Source organism: Maricaulis sp. D1M11 (assembly GCF_047308265.1).
Lineage (GTDB): Bacteria > Pseudomonadota > Alphaproteobacteria > Caulobacterales > Maricaulaceae > Maricaulis.
In genome coordinates this window covers 326,573-343,467 of record NZ_JBKQWY010000005.1, presented here as the reverse complement: position 1 = coordinate 343,467, position 16,895 = coordinate 326,573, and the positions used below count along the sequence as shown (strand labels likewise).

15 protein-coding genes are annotated in these 16,895 nt (G+C 60.1%); 8 read left to right on the top strand and 7 right to left on the bottom strand.

What is annotated here, in order from left to right:
* Position 1: 1 nt before the first annotated feature.
* The gene (locus tag RMQ97_RS10765) at positions 2–1,063 is read right to left on the bottom strand and encodes an efflux RND transporter periplasmic adaptor subunit (protein WP_413660881.1); all 1,062 of its coding nucleotides are present in this window, start codon (positions 1,061–1,063) and stop codon (positions 2–4) included.
* Positions 1,060–1,623 (bottom strand): TetR/AcrR family transcriptional regulator, encoded by a 564-nt coding sequence (locus tag RMQ97_RS10760; protein WP_413660880.1) that lies wholly within the window; start codon positions 1,621–1,623, stop codon positions 1,060–1,062. The genes RMQ97_RS10765 and RMQ97_RS10760 overlap by 4 nt, the downstream gene beginning before the upstream one ends.
* Positions 1,624–2,007: 384 nt before the next feature.
* Here RMQ97_RS10760 and RMQ97_RS10755 point away from each other — a divergent pair, with 384 nt between their 5' ends.
* Together RMQ97_RS10755 and RMQ97_RS10750 are read left to right on the top strand one after the other, a co-directional pair.
* Positions 2,008–3,069 (top strand): SDH family Clp fold serine proteinase, encoded by a 1,062-nt coding sequence (locus RMQ97_RS10755; RefSeq protein ID WP_413660879.1) that lies wholly within the window; start codon positions 2,008–2,010, stop codon positions 3,067–3,069.
* A 132-nt stretch (positions 3,070–3,201) separates the two neighbouring features.
* Positions 3,202–3,678, top strand: a complete 477-nt coding sequence (locus RMQ97_RS10750) for a GAF domain-containing protein (protein WP_413660878.1) — start codon at positions 3,202–3,204, stop codon at positions 3,676–3,678.
* Here RMQ97_RS10750 and RMQ97_RS10745 read toward each other — a convergent pair.
* Positions 3,675–4,820, bottom strand: a complete 1,146-nt coding sequence (locus tag RMQ97_RS10745; RefSeq protein WP_413660877.1) for a DNA alkylation repair protein — start codon at positions 4,818–4,820, stop codon at positions 3,675–3,677. The two genes, RMQ97_RS10750 and RMQ97_RS10745, sit on opposite strands and share 4 nt — an antisense overlap.
* A gap of 80 nt (positions 4,821–4,900) precedes the next feature.
* Between RMQ97_RS10745 and RMQ97_RS10740 the strand changes: the two genes are divergently transcribed.
* Positions 4,901–5,629, top strand: a complete 729-nt coding sequence (locus RMQ97_RS10740; RefSeq protein WP_413660876.1) for a M48 family metallopeptidase — start codon at positions 4,901–4,903, stop codon at positions 5,627–5,629.
* Between the two features lie 89 nt (positions 5,630–5,718).
* Complete coding sequence (locus RMQ97_RS10735; RefSeq protein ID WP_413660875.1) at positions 5,719–6,366, top strand: hypothetical protein; 648 nt, start codon at positions 5,719–5,721, stop codon at positions 6,364–6,366.
* Positions 6,367–6,462: 96 nt separating this feature from the next.
* Here RMQ97_RS10735 and RMQ97_RS10730 read toward each other — a convergent pair whose 3' ends face one another.
* On the bottom strand, positions 6,463–8,742 hold the full coding sequence (locus tag RMQ97_RS10730) for a DPP IV N-terminal domain-containing protein (RefSeq protein WP_413660874.1): 2,280 nt from the start codon (positions 8,740–8,742) through the stop codon (positions 6,463–6,465).
* 174 nt (positions 8,743–8,916) lie between these two features.
* Here RMQ97_RS10730 and RMQ97_RS10725 point away from each other — a divergent pair, with 174 nt between their 5' ends.
* Positions 8,917–10,047 carry a hypothetical protein gene (locus RMQ97_RS10725; RefSeq protein WP_413660873.1) on the top strand — a complete coding sequence of 377 codons (1,131 nt, stop codon included), beginning with the start codon at positions 8,917–8,919 and terminating at the stop codon, positions 10,045–10,047.
* A gap of 120 nt (positions 10,048–10,167) precedes the next feature.
* On the opposite strand, the gene RMQ97_RS10720 is transcribed toward RMQ97_RS10725, so the two are convergent.
* Complete coding sequence (locus RMQ97_RS10720) at positions 10,168–10,560, bottom strand: hypothetical protein (RefSeq protein ID WP_413660872.1); 393 nt, start codon at positions 10,558–10,560, stop codon at positions 10,168–10,170.
* 11 nt (positions 10,561–10,571) lie between these two features.
* Positions 10,572–11,819: a hypothetical protein gene (locus RMQ97_RS10715; RefSeq protein ID WP_413660871.1), complete on the bottom strand. Its 1,248-nt coding sequence runs from the start codon at positions 11,817–11,819 to the stop codon at positions 10,572–10,574.
* Positions 11,820–12,104: 285 nt separating this feature from the next.
* On the opposite strand from RMQ97_RS10715, the gene ettA reads away from it, so the two are divergent.
* Positions 12,105–13,772 (top strand): energy-dependent translational throttle protein EttA, encoded by a 1,668-nt coding sequence (gene ettA, locus RMQ97_RS10710; RefSeq protein ID WP_413660870.1) that lies wholly within the window; start codon positions 12,105–12,107, stop codon positions 13,770–13,772.
* 63 nt (positions 13,773–13,835) lie between these two features.
* On the opposite strand, the gene RMQ97_RS10705 is transcribed toward ettA, so the two are convergent.
* Positions 13,836–15,104, bottom strand: coding sequence for a D-amino acid dehydrogenase (locus RMQ97_RS10705; protein WP_413660869.1), 1,269 nt, complete (start codon positions 15,102–15,104; stop codon positions 13,836–13,838).
* A gap of 151 nt (positions 15,105–15,255) precedes the next feature.
* Here RMQ97_RS10705 and RMQ97_RS10700 point away from each other — a divergent pair, with 151 nt between their 5' ends.
* Complete coding sequence (locus tag RMQ97_RS10700) at positions 15,256–16,197, top strand: ArsR/SmtB family transcription factor (RefSeq protein ID WP_413660868.1); 942 nt, start codon at positions 15,256–15,258, stop codon at positions 16,195–16,197.
* An 87-nt stretch (positions 16,198–16,284) separates the two neighbouring features.
* The gene (locus RMQ97_RS10695) at positions 16,285–16,857 is read left to right on the top strand and encodes a hypothetical protein (protein ID WP_413660867.1); all 573 of its coding nucleotides are present in this window, start codon (positions 16,285–16,287) and stop codon (positions 16,855–16,857) included.
* Positions 16,858–16,895 lie beyond the last annotated feature (38 nt).

Here is a 16,895-nt window from a genome sequence, read left to right as displayed (position 1 = left end):
ATCAGTCGCGCTCCTCTTCGAACGGACGCACGCTCATGCCTTCATGCAGGGCGTGGATGCCGGCAATGACGATGCGTTCGCCCGGGGCCAGGCCATCCAGGACCACGATTTCGTCCTCTACCAGGCCATTGAGTTCGACATCACGTTTGCCAACCGTGCCGGTTTCCGCGTCATAGACCCAGACTTGCGGGGTCTCCTCCGGCGTATAGGCCACCGCATTGATCGGGATTTGGATGTGGATCTCGTTTTCGTCGAGCAGGAATTCTGCCGTGACGGAGGCGGTCATGCCCGGCAGGATATTGGCTGGCATGTCATTGGGCAGGGCCAGGATGACACGATAGGTCTGTGAGGCACTGTCGGCTTCTGTCACGGTTTCGCGCGGTTCAAGTTCAAAGCGTTGGCCCGGCAGGAAGGGGAAGGTGGCCCAGCTCTGGACGACATCCTCGCTATCCACATTGGCGATCAGGTATTCGGGCACCGGCACGGAGACACGCAGTTCAGACAGGTCCTGGATCCGCATCACCGGCTGCCCCGGAGAAACGACAGTAAACGTGTCGACAATCCGGCGGCTCACCAGCCCATCAAAGGGCGCCCGCAGCGAGGTGTAGTCCAGATTCTGGCGGGCATTGGCCAGGGAGACCTCGCGCAGGTCGAACTCGGTCTGCGCGTCGTCCAGTGCGGCCTGGGAGGCAATGCCCCGGTCAAACAGAGTTTGCTGGCGGGTGAGGTCCGTGCGCGCCTGGTCCAGCTGGACCCGGGCTTCGCGCACAGCGCGGTCGAAATCGGTGCGATCAAGCTGGGCCACGACCTGACCCGCCGTCACGGCATCACCTTCGCTGATATCAATCCGGGCAAGCTGTCCGCCCACCTGGAAAGCGAGGTCCACGGCCTGGCGGGCCTCGACCCGGCCAACGAAGCTGATCTCGGTTTCGGCGTCACTGTCGGCGATGGTCTGGAGAAGCACGCGCGGTGCGGGCGTCTCGGTTTCAATCTCGGGCTGGGAACACGCGGCCAGCGTCAGGGCCAATGCCGCAGACAGAGCGAGAGAAAGGGGGCGGGTCATGAATACATCTCCTGCATCAAGCCGATCAGGCGTTGATGGATATCAGTTTCCTGTTCGGGCGTCACATAATCGAGGCCCAGAATTCGAGAAAAAAGGAGCCCGTCGAGGGCCAGAAAGCCAATCAGGCCAAGTGTCGGGTCCGGACAGGTTGCAACAGTGCGTCCGATGAACTCCGAGACGTAGGCGCGTGCCGGGTCCAGGAGGTCGGGCTGTTCTGCCGAGGCGGCCAGAATGGCCATGGATACATCGGGTTTATTGTAACGATGCTCAATAATCGCCGGAATCAGTGCGGGCAGGATCGGCTCGCCCGCCGTTTCAGCCCGGGCGCGGATCGTGTCGAGGTCTTTCGCGAAGACATCAATCATCCGCTGCATCATGCCTTTGAGCAGGGCGGTCTTGTTGGGGAAGTGGTAGAGCACACCGCCCTTGGACAGACCGCTTTCCGTCACGACCGCATCAATCGTGAGGCGCGCGCCGCCTTCCGTGGAGACAACATTCTCTGCCGCATCAAGGATCCGATCGGGGGTCGAACGGGCCGGGCTGTCGTCTGTTTCACTCATGAAAGTCTTCGTCCTGATTGTGACGCAGAGGCGGGCCCGGCTCGGAAGCAGGCGCTCGGAGCGCCGGACTGGCAGCAGGGTCAGTCCGTGAACATCTTGTGCACTGCACATAAACCGTCCAGACGGTACAGTCAAGGCCGTATAGTCGAATCATTGGGTGCGAATTGGACCGGTTTGACGAACGCGTGGGCTCCGGATGCTCGCCCGAACGCTGGCAGAAAAGACACAGTCGTGTGAAAGAACGCGCTGGTTGTGTGTTGCATCTGCTCACTCGGGCCTCCAGCGCGTTGTTTTCAAGGTTGATGTTTGGTTAATATGCTCACGCTGGAGTCGGTCAGGACGTGAGACGCCTTCTTGTCCGGGATCTGGCACAAGGGGGATTGCATGCCGGAATTCAACCAGACCGAAATCTGGATTGGTGTAGTGGTCGTCGCGGTGATCGCGTCGGTCATGCTCGGCTTTGCCATTTCCAGTGTCAGCCATGCGGGCCAACAGGCCAAGCGCAAGAAGAAATACCTCTCATTGAATGAGAAGCGTCAGCGCGATTACGACACGGCAGAAGATGATCTCGACGATGCCCGTAGAAAGCTGGAGAAGCACAATACGGTGGTTATCGACCTGATCCATGATCTGGGCGATGATTTTGTGGGTCGGGATCAGGCCGAGCAACAGATTGCCTTCGATGAAGCGCTTCAAAACATGTCGGTCATCCGTGAGGTCGACGAGCATTCGCGTATCATTGTGATCCTGCACACGCTGGGGGGATATGCTCGTCCGGCTCAGATGCTGGCGACAGCGCTGAAGGATCATTTGCGCAAGTCCAAGATCCGCAAGGACCGTGTCGTGGCCTATGTGCCCTACGTGGCGATGTCAGGCGGAACGATGATTGCCCTGGCCTGCGATAAGATCGTCATGGGGCGGTCGGCGTCGCTGGGTCCGATTGACACGATTTTCGGATCATTTCCGGCTGAGGCCTACAAGCATTTGGTGGATGAAAAGGGTATTCTGGCCACGCAGGACCTGTTTGTCCTGCTCGCGCACGAGGCCGGCAAATACGAAGAGTATGCCAAACAGGTCTCCCGAGAGATTATCAACGAGCACCACAAGGCTGAGGACAAGCCCGAGAATTTCCTGGCGGATCACCTGTCTGCTGGCAAGATGTCCCACAGTCAGGCGATATCGGCCAAGGACGCGCATGATCTGGGTGTGAATGTCACGCTCAAGGATGATCTCATGAAGAGCGTCTACGAATATGTCGACGCGCGTATTCGCATGATCAATACGCGGATTGAAAAAGATGAGGCCCTGGCCAAGCAGCAGGAACAGCATGGTGGTACGGCACCGCCAACCACGGAACCCTCCGATGATGGCACGGTCGCGTCGTCACCGGACCGTATGCTGGAACGTACGATACAGCAGTCCCTGCGCGGGTTTGTACGCTGGTAGCGTGCTGACTGACTCAACGCGTAACACAGGCGTGTCTGCCAAGCGGGCTTGAACTTGCCCGTTGAGAGGCCACATTCCCGCTCAGCCCCGGCAGGGGCGCAGGCCAACCCCCTCATGATCAGGATTGAAACGATGAGCCAGAGCAAGAGCGAGCAGTATGCCGATGTCCGCAAACAGATCGCGGCGGTGATTGCCGGTGAGAGCAGCCGCACGGCGCGTTATGCGACCGCCAGCTGCTTGCTGCGCGAAATGTTCGGTAATCGTTACTTCTGGACGGGTTTCTACCTGGTCGCAGAGGACAAGCCTCGTGAACTTGTCGTGGGCCCCTATCAGGGCACGATGGGCTGTTTGCGCATCCCCTTTGGCAAGGGTGTGTGTGGTGCCGCTGCGGAGTCCGGTGAAACCCAGCTGGTCGAGGATGTGCACGCTTTTCCCGGCCATATCGCCTGTGACAGCCGCTCCAATTCGGAGATCGTTGTTCCCGTGTTTGATCAGGACGGCAAGCTTGCCGGGGTCCTTGATGTCGACTCGACCGAATTCGGCGCCTTTGATCTTGATGACAAGGCCGGGCTGGAAGCGATCTGCGCCGACCTCCTGACAATCGACTAGCCAGTCTCGGTGTCGGTCATTGTCAATTCGAAGGTGTGACGCCCCTGGGGCTGGCCATTAATCTGCCATTCCACAGCTTGCACACCGGCATAATAGCGCCGGGTTGTGATCGGACGGATGGGGTGGCTGCGCTCCAGGACCACGCGCTCACCGGGTTTGACGGTCAGAGTCTTCAACTTGAAAACCTTGGGGGCGGTACCACCCTTGGCCTTCTTGAAATGCAGCACATAATCCACAATCAGGGTCTGTTCCCGGGCCGCGGTCGATTGTATCGCGCCGCTGAAGCGCAGGGCTGAACCAAACGGTACGACCGGCGTATGGATGGTGAGCGGAGCCGTCTCCACCTCCGCAGGGCCGACTCCCAAGGCTGCCATGGCCCCGGAATGTCCCTGTTTGACGAGGGTGCGGCAGGCATGGCGAACGAGTTTCTCACGCGTCTTGCTCGCCCCGGTCATCCAGGTGCTGGCGATTTGCGCGACCGTGTCGGGATGGTCCTTGGCGATGTCGTTGAGATTATTGGCAACCGAACGACGGACATATTCCGAGGGGTCATCCTTGAGTGGTTCGAGAACCGGCAGGATGGGCGCGGGATTTCGGATAAAGTCTGGCAATTGCATGGCCCAGGGCAGACGGGGTCGACAGCCTTCCGAGGCCAGGCGGCGGACATGATAATTGGTGTCGTGCGCCCATTTTTCGAGTTCGGCCATGGCCTGTTCCGGGCGGGCGAGAATGAGATGTCGGATCCCGAATTCGGAACTGAAACGGCAGGTCAGCGCTTTTTGGACCGACAGGGCCAGTTCGAAATTCTCCTCACACCGTAACCCGACCAGATCCGATAGCGGCATGGTTGCCCAGCCGCGAATGCCGTCCGGATCCATACTCTTGTCGGAGAGCTCGACCTCTGTGTCCGGGTGAAGCGCGGCCAGGAGGATTTCAACCGCCTCTTCAAACCGGGCGGGCAAATGCGCATCCAACGCGATGCGGATCTGCTCGGATCTTTGTTTCAGCTCAAGCTGTTCGAGATTGTGAGACGCCTGGTGAGCAAAGGCTCGGGCATCAAAGTTACTGTGGACGCGCTGGATGTGCGCGCCCATCTGGTCGATAAGGTCGCGGGAGTATAGATTTTTGAGCGGTTCAGGCATGGGAGTCTCCAGACGGCCTGACCAGCCATCATGTTTGGCCGATCAGCTCAAGCCAGCGCGAGGAGATCCCTGACAGCGTCATGTCAGTAGAACACGTCGTCTTACTCGGGCAGCCGGTTGCCTTTCGTCTCAAGCGTTCACGGCGGCGCACAATCGGTTTTGCCATCGGGGCGGACGGTCTCAGCGTGACTGCACCCGAGCGGGTCTCGCGGCAAGAGATCGAAGCCGCCCTGCAGAGCAAGTCGTCTTGGATCTGCGCCAAGCTCGCCCAGTGGGAAGCGCGTCCCCAGATCCGGCGTCTGGCGTTTGAGACGGGTGACCGTTTGCCCTGGCTGGGCGGTGAGCTTGAATTGCGCCTGGTTGAGCGAGGCGTGCGCACGCGGGTCACCCGGCAGGAGGATATCATTACGGTATCGGTGGATGGAGAACTGACCGGGCCGCTGCGTCGCGCGACGATCCGCAATGCTCTGGTCCGCCACTACAAGCGGGAGGGTGAACGGCTGATGGCGCCTAAGGTGGAAGCCTATGCCCGGGCCCTGGGTCAATCCGTCCGAAAGGTCGTCGTTCGGGATCAAAAACGACGCTGGGGTAGTTGTGCCTCCGATCGCACCATTCGACTGAACTGGCGATTGATGGGGTTTCCCGAAGACCTGATCGATTATGTCTGTGCCCATGAAGCGGCTCATCTGGTCGAAATGAACCATTCCCCGGCCTATTGGGCCCAGGTGACACGGGTGATGCCTGACTGGAAGGTCCGGCGAGAGGCTGTGCGCGAGCGCGCGGAAGAGTGGATCTGGGCCGAGGCGTGAGCCCGCATAACCCTTAGGCGGTTTTTCCCGGTCCCGCAGTGCGGGAGCATTGCCTACCTCTATTGCGTCACGCAGCAGAGGAGAGTGTCGTGCAGAAGATCAGGATTGCAGTGTGTGTTGCCAGTCTGACCGGTGTCGGGCTTGTGGGCACCGCCCAGGCCCAGGACGCGGCGACAGAGCTGCCGCCCTACGCCATTGGCTTGTCCGTGGGGTATGAGAGTGGCGAACTGAACGATACCGATTACGACGGCTTCATGGCCCAGGCACGCTTTATCAAGCCCGTCTGGACGACCTATCCCCTGTTCTTTTACGGTGTGGATGTCACCTATCGTGACGTGGATTTCGACGAGGACGGGTTTTCCGGCGAAGGCTGGGGTGTGGGCCCGGTCGTGGGGGCGATGATCCCGCTCGACGGGTTTATGGACATGCCGGAAGGTGCGCCGCGCGGTCTGGGGGCGCCGGTCTATGTGCGATACAATTTTATTGATGATCTCGAACTGAGCGGTCCGGCCGAGTTTGATATCGACGGTGAAAGTCTGACGGTCGGCGGGCAGATCCCGCTGCCGATCAATCTGGGCTATGGTTTGCTCTATAATATCCAGGCGGAATACACCGAATACTTCCACGACGACCAGGAGGTTCTGGGCGTGGAGGTGACGGATATCGACAGATCGTCCTGGGCGGTGATGTTCCAGGTGGGGATCCCCATTGGTGGCGAGATCCCGGGGCGCCGATAAGATCCCGAACCGTGGGGCGGGCCCGAACAGGCCATTGCGGCTTGATCAGACGTTGAGATCCCGGGGCGCGTGGCCCCGGGACTTCGGTGTGACGACTTAGTCGTCCTTGAGTTTGCGGTCGAAAAACTCAACCACATCCGTCCAGAGGTGCACGCTGCGGTCTTCTCCGCGAATACCGTGGCGCTGCCCGGGATAGGTCATCATCTCGAAATCCTCGCGATTGACCTGGAGCTGGTTGTACAGCCGTACCGAGTTGGCAAAGATGACATTGTCGTCGGCCATGCCGTGGATCAAGAAGAGCGGCGTTTCGTAATTGTCGACATGGGCAAAGACGGAGCCTTGCTCATATCCATCCGGATTGGCTTGCGGTGTGGACATGTAGCGCTCGGTATAGGCGGTGTCATAGAGCGCCCAGTCGGTCACCGGCGCACCGGAGACGCCGGCTGCATACGCCCCGGGCGCCTGCAGCGTGGTCATCAGTGTCATATAGCCGCCATAGGACCAGCCCCACAGGCCGACGCGGTCCTCATCCACAAAATCGAGGGACTTGAGATAGTCTAGACCGATGAGCTGGTCTTCGACCTCTACTGTGCCCATGGCCAGATGCAGCGGGGCTTCGAAATCGCGACCCCGGTTCCAGGACCCGCGATTATCGATTGAGAAATAGACATAGCCGCGCTGGGCGAACATCTGGGCGCGCAGACTCTGCCAGCCCTGATGCACGACCTGGGCGTGGGGCCCACCATAGACATACTGGATGGCCGGATAGTCTTGGCTGGGATCAAAATCGGCAGGCAAGAAGAGTTGGTAGTGCAGCTGTGTGCCGTCCTCTGCGGTCAATGTGCCGTATTGGGGAAGAATATGGTCCTCGAGGTAAGGGAAGTAGGGGTGGGTCTCGTCGAGGGCATTCTCTTCGATCCAGCGCACGCGTTCGCCATCGCTGGCATAGAGCGCGGTTTGTGGCGGGGTTTGGGGGTCGGAATATGAACCAATGAAGGCGCTCGCATCAGCGTTGAACCGACCTGACCAGCGGCCTTCGCCCTGGGTGATCTGCGTCGGTGCAGCCGACCCGTCCAGTGGCACGGAATACAGATGCCGTTGGAGCGGGCTTGAGGTCCAGCCGGTGAAGTGAACGAGACCGGTGTCCAGATCGACATGGTTGATCCCGTTGACCAGCCAATCCCCCGAGGTGACCTGGGTGATCAGGCTTCCATCTGCGGCGCGGTGCTGTATGTGGCGGAAACCGCCAGGCGTGTCTTCCGAGGTCCACAACACCGTACCGTCGGACAGAGCCCGGAAATCGCCGGTCAAGTTGATCCAGGTCTCGCTGGTTTCCCGATGCCAGAGCGTTGTCTCGCCGCTGACCAGATTGACCGCCAGAATGTCCAGACGGTTCTGGGCGCGATTGAGGACCTGAACATAGGCGGTCTCGCTATCGGTCGAGAAATTCACCCGCGCCAGATAGTATTCATCATCGCTCATCAGCGGGATCTGGACGCGATCGCCGCTCTCCCGGTGGATGACATACAGGGTGACGTCGGCATTGGTCCGACCGGCCCGCGGATAGCGCTGGTCCACAACACGTGCTTCGCCATCGCCGGAGATCTCTAGGCGTTCGATATTATCGACCGGGCTCTCATCCACCCGCGCCACGACCAGGTGGGCTTCATCCGGCGACCACCAGTATCCGGTACGACGGTCCAGTTCTTCCTGTGACACGAATTCGGCCATGCCCCACGAGATAAGCGCGCCGCCCTCTGTCGTCAGTGCCGTATCCTCACCGGTTTCCAGATTGTGGATCACCAGGTTCTGATCGCGGATGAAGGAGACAAAATTGCCGTCCGGTGAGATCCGGGCGTCGGTCTCATACGCGTCGGTCGTCATCAACCGGCGGGCTTCACTGGTCTCCACATCCACATGGAAGATGTCACCGTCCAGTGGAACGAGAATGGCGTCGCCCTGGCTATCCCATTGATAGCGCACAATACCCGTGGATGAGATGCGCGCGCGTTCACGCAGCTGGCGCTCGGCTTCCGTGAGTTCGCGCTCGTCGGGCGCCAGGACCTGGCTGTCGACCAGCATATAGGGCTCCCCGCCTTCTACATTCACGGCCCACAGGTCCAGCACGCTGTTATCATCCGGCTTGGCACGCAGGAAAGTCAGACGCTCGCCATCGGGCGAAAAGGTGAGGGCGCGTGGTGCCGGTCCGGTCAGGGACGGGCTGGCGTAAAGACGCTCAATGCTCAACGCCGGTTCGGCCTCGCGTGCGGCCGAAGTGGTGGTCTGGGTGGCGGGTTCACTCCGGTTGAAACTGGACTGCGCGCAAGCGCTCAGAGCCAGGCTCATGGCGGAACCCAAGAGAATGGTGCGGATCACGATGGTAACTCCCCTCATGGTTTCAACAGAGCATGCCACACGAGAGACACGCCCGGGAGGGGGCGGCGCAGTTTGGTCACGGGTTTTCCAAAAAAGCCCGATTTTGCCAAAACCACAGTTTACACTTAACAGATCTCTACCTATTCCTCGGCGAACGAACAGGGGGATACGTTCATGTCTACTATTTTCCGCTCGGCCGTTCTGGCCGCCATGTCGCTAGGTTTTGCCGTCGCTCCGGCTACGGCCCAGGAAGCGTCCATTCTCTCCGAGAGCACGGTCATTGGTCAGAATTTCGGGTATCCCACGGGAACACCGGGACAGGACACAGGTGAAACAGGCACCACGGATTTCGTGGCCGAGCTCGCAGTGTTTTTCAAGAACCATGAATTGCTGAACCTTGGCGAGATTGAGGGCGAGACGTTTTTCGGTGTCCTCGCTCCGGTCCGCTTCCGCCACTATGCCAGCGAGACGGTCACCGTCGAACTGGGCGCTGTGCTGGGTCAGAACTTTGGTGACGAGGACAGCCTCGACGAGATCAATGCCCTGATCCGGATCGCCTTCGAACCGGCCGACAACATGCATATCATCGGCGGCACGCTGATCCCGACGCATTGGACTCATGATGCGCTGTATGATGACGTCCAGAAATTCCGTGATCTGACTGAACAGGGCCTGCAATGGCGGGTCGATCGCGAGAATTGGAAGCAGGATACGTGGATCAATTGGCGCATCCGTGAAGGCGAGATCGATGCGGAGGAATTCGAGGTGGGCAATGCGACCCAGCTGCGTTTCTTCGAGGATCGTTTCCGCCTCGACGGGCAACTGCACTGGGCCCATGCCGGTGGTCAGATCAGCCTCAGCCCGCGCGTGGAAAACAATCTGGCAGTGATGGCGGGAATGTCCTGGGGTTTTGCTCAGGATCTGGATATCGATCTCATCGACGATCTGCGCATTGGTGCCGCGGCCTTTTATAGCTCTGACGACACCAAACAGACCGACCAGGTCAATGGCGATGCCTGGGAAGTCAGCGCCGTGATGGATCTGCGCCCGAGCGAAGGGACGCTGGTGCGTATCGATGCCTCCTACTTCAACGGATCCGATTACCTCGCGCGCCGAGGTGACCCGCTCTACACGCTTGAAGACTACGCGCAACTGGGAGCGACCGGTATCTGGTCGCTCGGCGAGAATGGTCGCATTGAGGCCGGCGCGGTGTGGCAGGGCACGGAAGATCATTCCAACTACACTGCCCAGGTCAATCTGATCTGGGGCACGGCGTTTATCGCCGACGCGATCGTGCGTCGCTAGGGCCAGGCCTGTTCGGACGAGGCTGACCGACGCGACAGCTGATTCAGCACTCAGCTCGCAGCAGATACAAAAAAAGCCGGGGCGATGCCCCGGCTTTTTACATCTGGAGATGATCCAAAATCAGAGTGCGAAGATACCGCGCTTCGCCTTGCGGGCTTGCGGGGTCTCGCCTGGACCCTTCGCTGTCATCAGTGTCATGTGGGTCTGTTCCGCCATCATCGGGCCCTTGCGGGACATGGCCGGCTTTTCAGCCTTCTTGGTCGGGGCTTCGCCGGTGGTCAGCGCCTGCTGGAAATCGACGGCCATCTGGCGCCGGGCCGCCAGACGAGCATGATCGGTCACGAAGACAGCGCGATCAGGATGCGGTGCCATAAATCCGGTGGCCGGCATGCCGGCAGGAACGGGGCCGGCCGTGGCGCCGGGATCGGTCACACTCTGCGTGATCGGCGCTTCGGGCAGGGCCTCGAGGGTCGGCGCGGCGTTTTTCTTCGACCGGCGGAAAAATCCAAACATCAGCTTTCTCCTCAGCTCTCATTCTTGTTGGCGAACCATTCAAACCCGTGCTTGCGGGTTATCATCGCCGTATCGATATGACCGCCCACACCGGTTTGTTTCTGGTGGAGTTCGGTCTTGATCACATTCAGCTCGACCATGACTTTCGCCATTTCGGCCAGCTGTTTCTTGCCCGCGGCTTCAACCACGTTCAGCACCGGATCGACAAATTGCGACTGCGAGATCATGGCGATGTAACGCTCATACTCGTCCGCAATCTGCGGCAGGTGCTGATCATGCATGCGTTCCATAACACGGGCCCGGGTATTGTCGTCCACCCCGGCTTCGGTCAGCGCGCGCGACGCCGCCTCTTCTGCGGCAATATACGCTAGATCTGCGACCTGGTCGAACAGATCCGGATGGATGCCGCGGATAAAGGTATGCGTCATGTCCGCCTGGGCAAAGGTCTGCACGATGCCGCGCGGACCATTCATGGCGGAAATCGTGGTCTCGCCACCGGCCAGGCGCTTGAACTTGCCGCCGGGCAGCAGGAAGGATGAATAGTGCACGGCCGATGTCGGGAAGGTGTCATTGGCACCAAAGCCGGCGAACACCATGCCCGCGAACGGTTCGATAAAGGTCGAGCGCGTGACGCAGAGATAGATATAGCGCTTGAGTTTGAGCAGTGTCAGGGGTGACAAGTCGTGGCCCTTGAACATGCCCTGGATGGCGGTTTCCACGAACCGGCCATAGGCGTCCGCAAACCCTTCCTCGTCGAGCTCGGCAAAACTGGCGATCACGCCGCGCGGTGAGCCGTCATTCAGCGTGGACAGGTGGCGCAGATAGACATCCAGAGCCGTGTCGATGGCCTCACCGATATCGCGCATCTCGGTATTGCCGTCCGCCATGGTGTAGCGCGCATGCTCCAGGATGATGTGGAACATGTAGGCACACATCGACTGGAACTCCATCTCCACCTCACTGGCGGGGAAGAGGTCCGGATTATGGGTGACAAAGTCGAGAAAGGCCTCGGCTGCGGCTCCGACAGTGGGATAGTCCTTCAGGCCTTCGCGAGCCACAAAGGCTTCGGCAATCTGCCCCCAGGACCGGCCGACCAGATCGCCGCGATTATAGACCATCAGCGCGATCGTTTCGCCGATCTGGAAGAGTTTTTCCGCTTCCATGGTGACCAGCTGGCTGGAGCTGGACCGCGTCGTTACGGCGCTGTCGGCGGCCAGAGCCACGCTCTGCCGGTTCATGATCAGCACTTCAGATGTCATCGATACCCCCTCAACACCCACACATCCATCCGGCTGTTTCGCCGGTAAGATACCTTAACCCTACACGCCGCGCGTGCAGCAGGGGAGTCGAAAAGATGTGAAGTCGGAGTGATTTTAGCGGGCTGTTGCAGGAATATCTGCCTGTGCTCGCCTCTGGAGGGAAGCATAGGCGAGGTGGGCCTGTGTCAGGCGAGGCGTGTGTGCATATCCCCGCCGTTGCTCTTTGGCGCGGGCTCCGTTAAACGGGGCGGCTCTTCAGATCACCCCCAACGCCACGAGACGCCCATGTCCGCCTATCAATACGTCTATCACATGGACAAGCTGTCCAAGACCTATCCGGGTGCTGCCAAACCGGTCTTTGACGGTATTTCGCTGCACTTCCTGCCAGACGCCAAGATCGGCGTGGTGGGCGTGAACGGCGCGGGTAAATCGACCCTGCTGAAAATCATGGCGGGACTCGACAAGGAGTTTAACGGCGAGGCCTGGGCCGAGAAGGGCGTCAAAGTGGGTTACCTGCCGCAGGAACCCCAGCTGGATGAGAGCAAGACCGTCTGGGAAAACGTCATTGAAGGCTCCGCACTGAAGGCGCTTGTTGATGAGTTCAACGCCGTTTCCGTCAAGCTGGCGGAAGACTATTCCGATGAGTTGATGGCGGAGATGACCGAGCTGCAGGAACAGATCGATGCGGCCGACGCCTGGGATATCGACAGCAAGATCGAGATGGCTATGGATGCGCTGCGCTGCCCGCCGTCTGACTGGCCGGTGACGGATCTGTCCGGTGGTGAGCGACGTCGTGTGGCGCTGTGCCGCCTTCTCCTGTCCGAACCGCACATGCTGCTGCTCGATGAACCGACCAACCACCTGGACGCCGAAAGCGTGCAGTGGCTGCAGCACTATCTGGAAGAGTTCAAGGGTGCGGTCCTGGTCGTGACCCACGACCGCTATTTCCTCGATACCATCACCACTTGGACACTAGAGTTGGACCGCGGCAAGGGCGTTCCGTGGGAAGGCAATTATTCGGCCTGGCTGGAGCAGAAGGCCAAGCGCCTGGCCCAGGAAAGCCGTGAAGCCGGCGCCAAGCAGAAAGCCCTGGCCCGCGAACTCGAATGGATCCGCTCCTCTCCCAAAGCCCGTCAGGCCAAGTCCAAGGCGCGGATCAAGTCTTACGAGGAAATGCGGGATGCGGCGGATCGTCAGGAAATCTCGACGGCCCAGATCACTATCCCGCCCGGCCCGCGCCTAGGCGGTGTCGTGGTCGAGGTTGAGGGCCTGAAAAAGGGCTTCGAGGACAAGCTTCTTGTCGATGGCCTCTCCTTCAAACTGCCGCCGGGCGGTATTGTCGGTGTTATCGGACCGAATGGTGCGGGTAAGTCGACCTTGTTCAAGATGATCACCGGCCAGGAGACCCCGGACGAGGGCTCCATCCGGGTTGGGGATACTGTGAAGCTGGGATATGTGGATCAGTCCCGTGACGCCCTGGATGACAAGAAGACCGTCTGGGAGGAAATCTCCGGCGGCAATGACATGATTGAGCTGGGCGGCAAGGAAGTGCCGTCGCGGGCCTATGTCGGCACCTTCAACTTCAAGGGCGGCGATCAACAGAAAAAGGTCGGACTGCTGTCAGGTGGTGAGCGTAACCGTGTTCACCTCGCCAAAATGCTGCAAACCGGCGGCAATCTCTTGCTGCTCGATGAACCGACCAACGACCTGGACGTCGAGACGCTGGCGGCTCTGGAACAGGCGCTGGAGAATTACCCGGGCTGCGCCGTGGTCATTTCGCACGACCGCTTCTTCCTCGACCGTCTGGCCACCCACATCCTCGCCTTTGAAGGCGACAGCCATGTGGAATGGTTCGAAGGCAATTTCGAAGATTATATGGAAGACAAGAAGCGCCGCCTCGGCCCCGACGCGGACATGCCCAAACGCATCAAATTCCAGAAATTCGCGCGTTAGATTTGCGCGCCATAGGCTTGGTGAACAGGGCGGTCCAGCGGGCCGCCCTTTTTCATGATGGGTCTAGAACCGGTTCGCCGCATAGGGCGATGGATCTATCACGGTTTCATTACCCGTGATGAGGTCAGCGAGCAAAGCCCCGGACCCCATCGCCTGGGTCCAGCCCAGATGGCCGTGCCCCACATTGAGCCACAGCCCCGGCGCGCGGGTCTCGCCGATGAAGGGGCGTCCATCCGCACTCACCGGACGCAGTCCCGCCCAGGGCTGGATGTCCGCCGTGAGCAGGCGTTCGGCCAGCTCTGGATACAACTCTCCCAGCAGGTGTTTGAGATTCTCGATCCGGGCCGGGGTCAGGTCTGTGTTCTCGCCGGTGATCTCGGCTGTGCCGGCCACACGCAGGCGATCACCCATGGGAGTGATCATGGTGTGCAGGCTTTCGTCGACAACAGGAATGTGCGGCCGGTCATTGAGACCGGACATATCCAGTGTCAGGGAATAGCCCTTCACCGGGCGCACGGGCAGGTGCAAACCATGCGGGGCGAGCAGACGCCAGGCCGCATGGCCGCCGGCGAGTACAATCGTGTCGACTTCGATCTCTTCCTCGGCCGTGTAGACACCGACAATCTTGCCGGCCCGATCCATCAGGGCGTCGATACGGGTATTCCATTCGAACCGCACACCTGCGGCTTCGGCCTCTCTGGCCAGTGCCTGGGTGAAGGCATGGGCATCGCCGCTCTCATCGTCGGGAAAGCGCACAGCGCCCACCAACTGATCGGCAATCGGCGCGAGTTGCGGTTCGGCTGTGATCAGGCCGTCGCGGTCAAGAACCTCGTACGACAGGTCCTGTTCGCCCAGCGTTGCCGCCGCGCGGATGGTGGCCTCCAGACTGGCCGTGTCCCGACACAGTTTCAGCGTGCCATTGCGTAGATTGTCGAAGGCCAGACCCAGCGTGTCGCGGGCCTTACGGGTCTCGTCGATGGAATAGCGCGAGAGGGCGAAATTGGCCTGTGTGGCGGCGGTGTATGGCTTGCGTCCGGAATGGGCGAGAAAGCGCAATCCCCAGCCGATGAGACCGGGCAGCGCCAGCCAGTTCAGCTTCATCGCGGAGTGTTGCCCCAACAGGCTCTTGGCCAGTTCCATGTGAACCCCGGGCGCGTTCCATGGTTCTGGCTGTGAGGGGGTCAACGCACCGGCATTGGCGAAACTGGTTTCCATGGCTGCCTGGTCGCGGGCATCCATCACGGTCACGGTGTGGCCGCGTTGATGAAGCTGCCATGCCGTGGCGACACCTGCCAGGCCTGCGCCAATAATGAGGATCTCTTTGCCGGACACAGAAGGGTACTCCGATAAGCGCGACTGGGATTGCCGGGGCGGCAGGGTGGAATCGGTCAACCGCTTGCAGGCTGAGGTTTGACCTTCGCGGGGATAGGGATAAAAGCAAGACCTCACATGTAAATGTTTCGCTTCATATTTGAAGGTCCTGATGGACGCGCTTGTTGCCCAGCTGAAAGCCCTAGCCGAACCGAGCCGGTTGAGAATTGTCGCCCTTCTGGCGCGCGGCGAACTCACCGTATCCGAGCTCGTGCAAATTCTCGGTCAGAGCCAGCCGCGGGTCAGCCGCCATCTGAAACTGCTTACCGAAGCGGGCCTGGCCGAACGATTGCCTGAAGGGGCCTATGTTTTCTACCGGCTGACGGAAAGCGGGGGCGGACGCCAATTGTCTGAACTGGTTCGTGAGCTGGTGCCCGAGCGGGACCCGGTGCTCAATCGTGATGCGGGACGACTGGAATCCATCAAACATGCCCGTGCCGAAGCCGCCCAGGCCTATTTCGAGCGTGTAGCCGATGACTGGGACCGGATCCGCAAACTGCATCTGTCAGACCAGGAGGTCGAAGCGGCGATCGGTCGCATGGCAGGCCCCGGACCGTTCGAGTTGATGATCGATGTGGGTGTCGGTACCGGACGTGTGCTCGAATTGCTCTCGGACCGGGTCAGCAAGGGGATCGGGGTGGATATCAACCACTCCATGCTCAATGTCGCGCGCCTGAACCTGGAACGGGCCGGGTTGAGCCATTGTTCCGTGCGTCATGCGGATGTGGCGGCCTTGCCCTTTGATCCGGATATCGCCGATCTGGTGACCGTACACCAGGTGCTGCACTATCTCGATGACCCGGTTCTGGCGATCGCGGAATGTGCCCGTGTCCTCAAGCCCAAGGGCCGTCTGCTCGTGGTTGATTTTGCGCCGCACCAGCTCGAAGCCTTGCGCGAGGATCATTATCACCGTCGTCTCGGTTTTTCCGATGAGGAGATGAGTGAGTGGCTGGCGCGGGCCGGATTGAAACTGGTCGATCATACCGATCTTCACCCTGAAGAGCCCAAAGGTCGCCTCACGATGAAGATTTGGCTGGCAGAACCGTCGGTTTAGGCGGATTTCTCGGCAAGTATGCTTCATCCCGTCACAGCTTGTGTGTAGAGTAAGGCGTGTACAGACATCATCGGACTGGGGGGCGAAATGAGCCAGTTGATGAATTTGGCCAGCGTGGTTGTTCTTGCAGCCATTGGCACAGGCGCATATTTCGGGTCGTCGGATGCGGCCATGGGCGATTACCTGTCCTTGCCGGACCCGGTCTTTGAGGACGGTGTGGCATTGGGCAAGAGCGAGTTTGTCCACACGGTGAGTGGGCCAGGACATGGTTATCTGCTGCAATCAGGCGACGCCGTGATCAATGGACTGCGGGTCGGATCAATCGAGATCTCCCCGCCCATGCCCGATTGCGGCGAAGCGGCCTGGGTTCGTGTGCACCTTGAGGACCCTTCGGAGCAATTGGGCGAGAGCGAGTACGGCCCAGTTTTTCAGACCTATGATTTCACGGTCAGTGCGTTCGCCATCACGCCGGCTGGCATCCATATCCGGGCGCATCACGAGGCGCGCGGAGCCTTTGAGCTCATCGGCTCCTATGCCGAGGGACAATTGGCCGTCTGGCAAAGCGATCCCGATGCGATGGACACGCTGTTGATCGCCGAGGTGACGGTGGGTGAGGTCACCGTCTCCGATGTCACCTTGGGTTTCTGGATCGGAGACTGACGCGGCTGCGCTAGGACACAAGAGCAGATTTTTCTGGA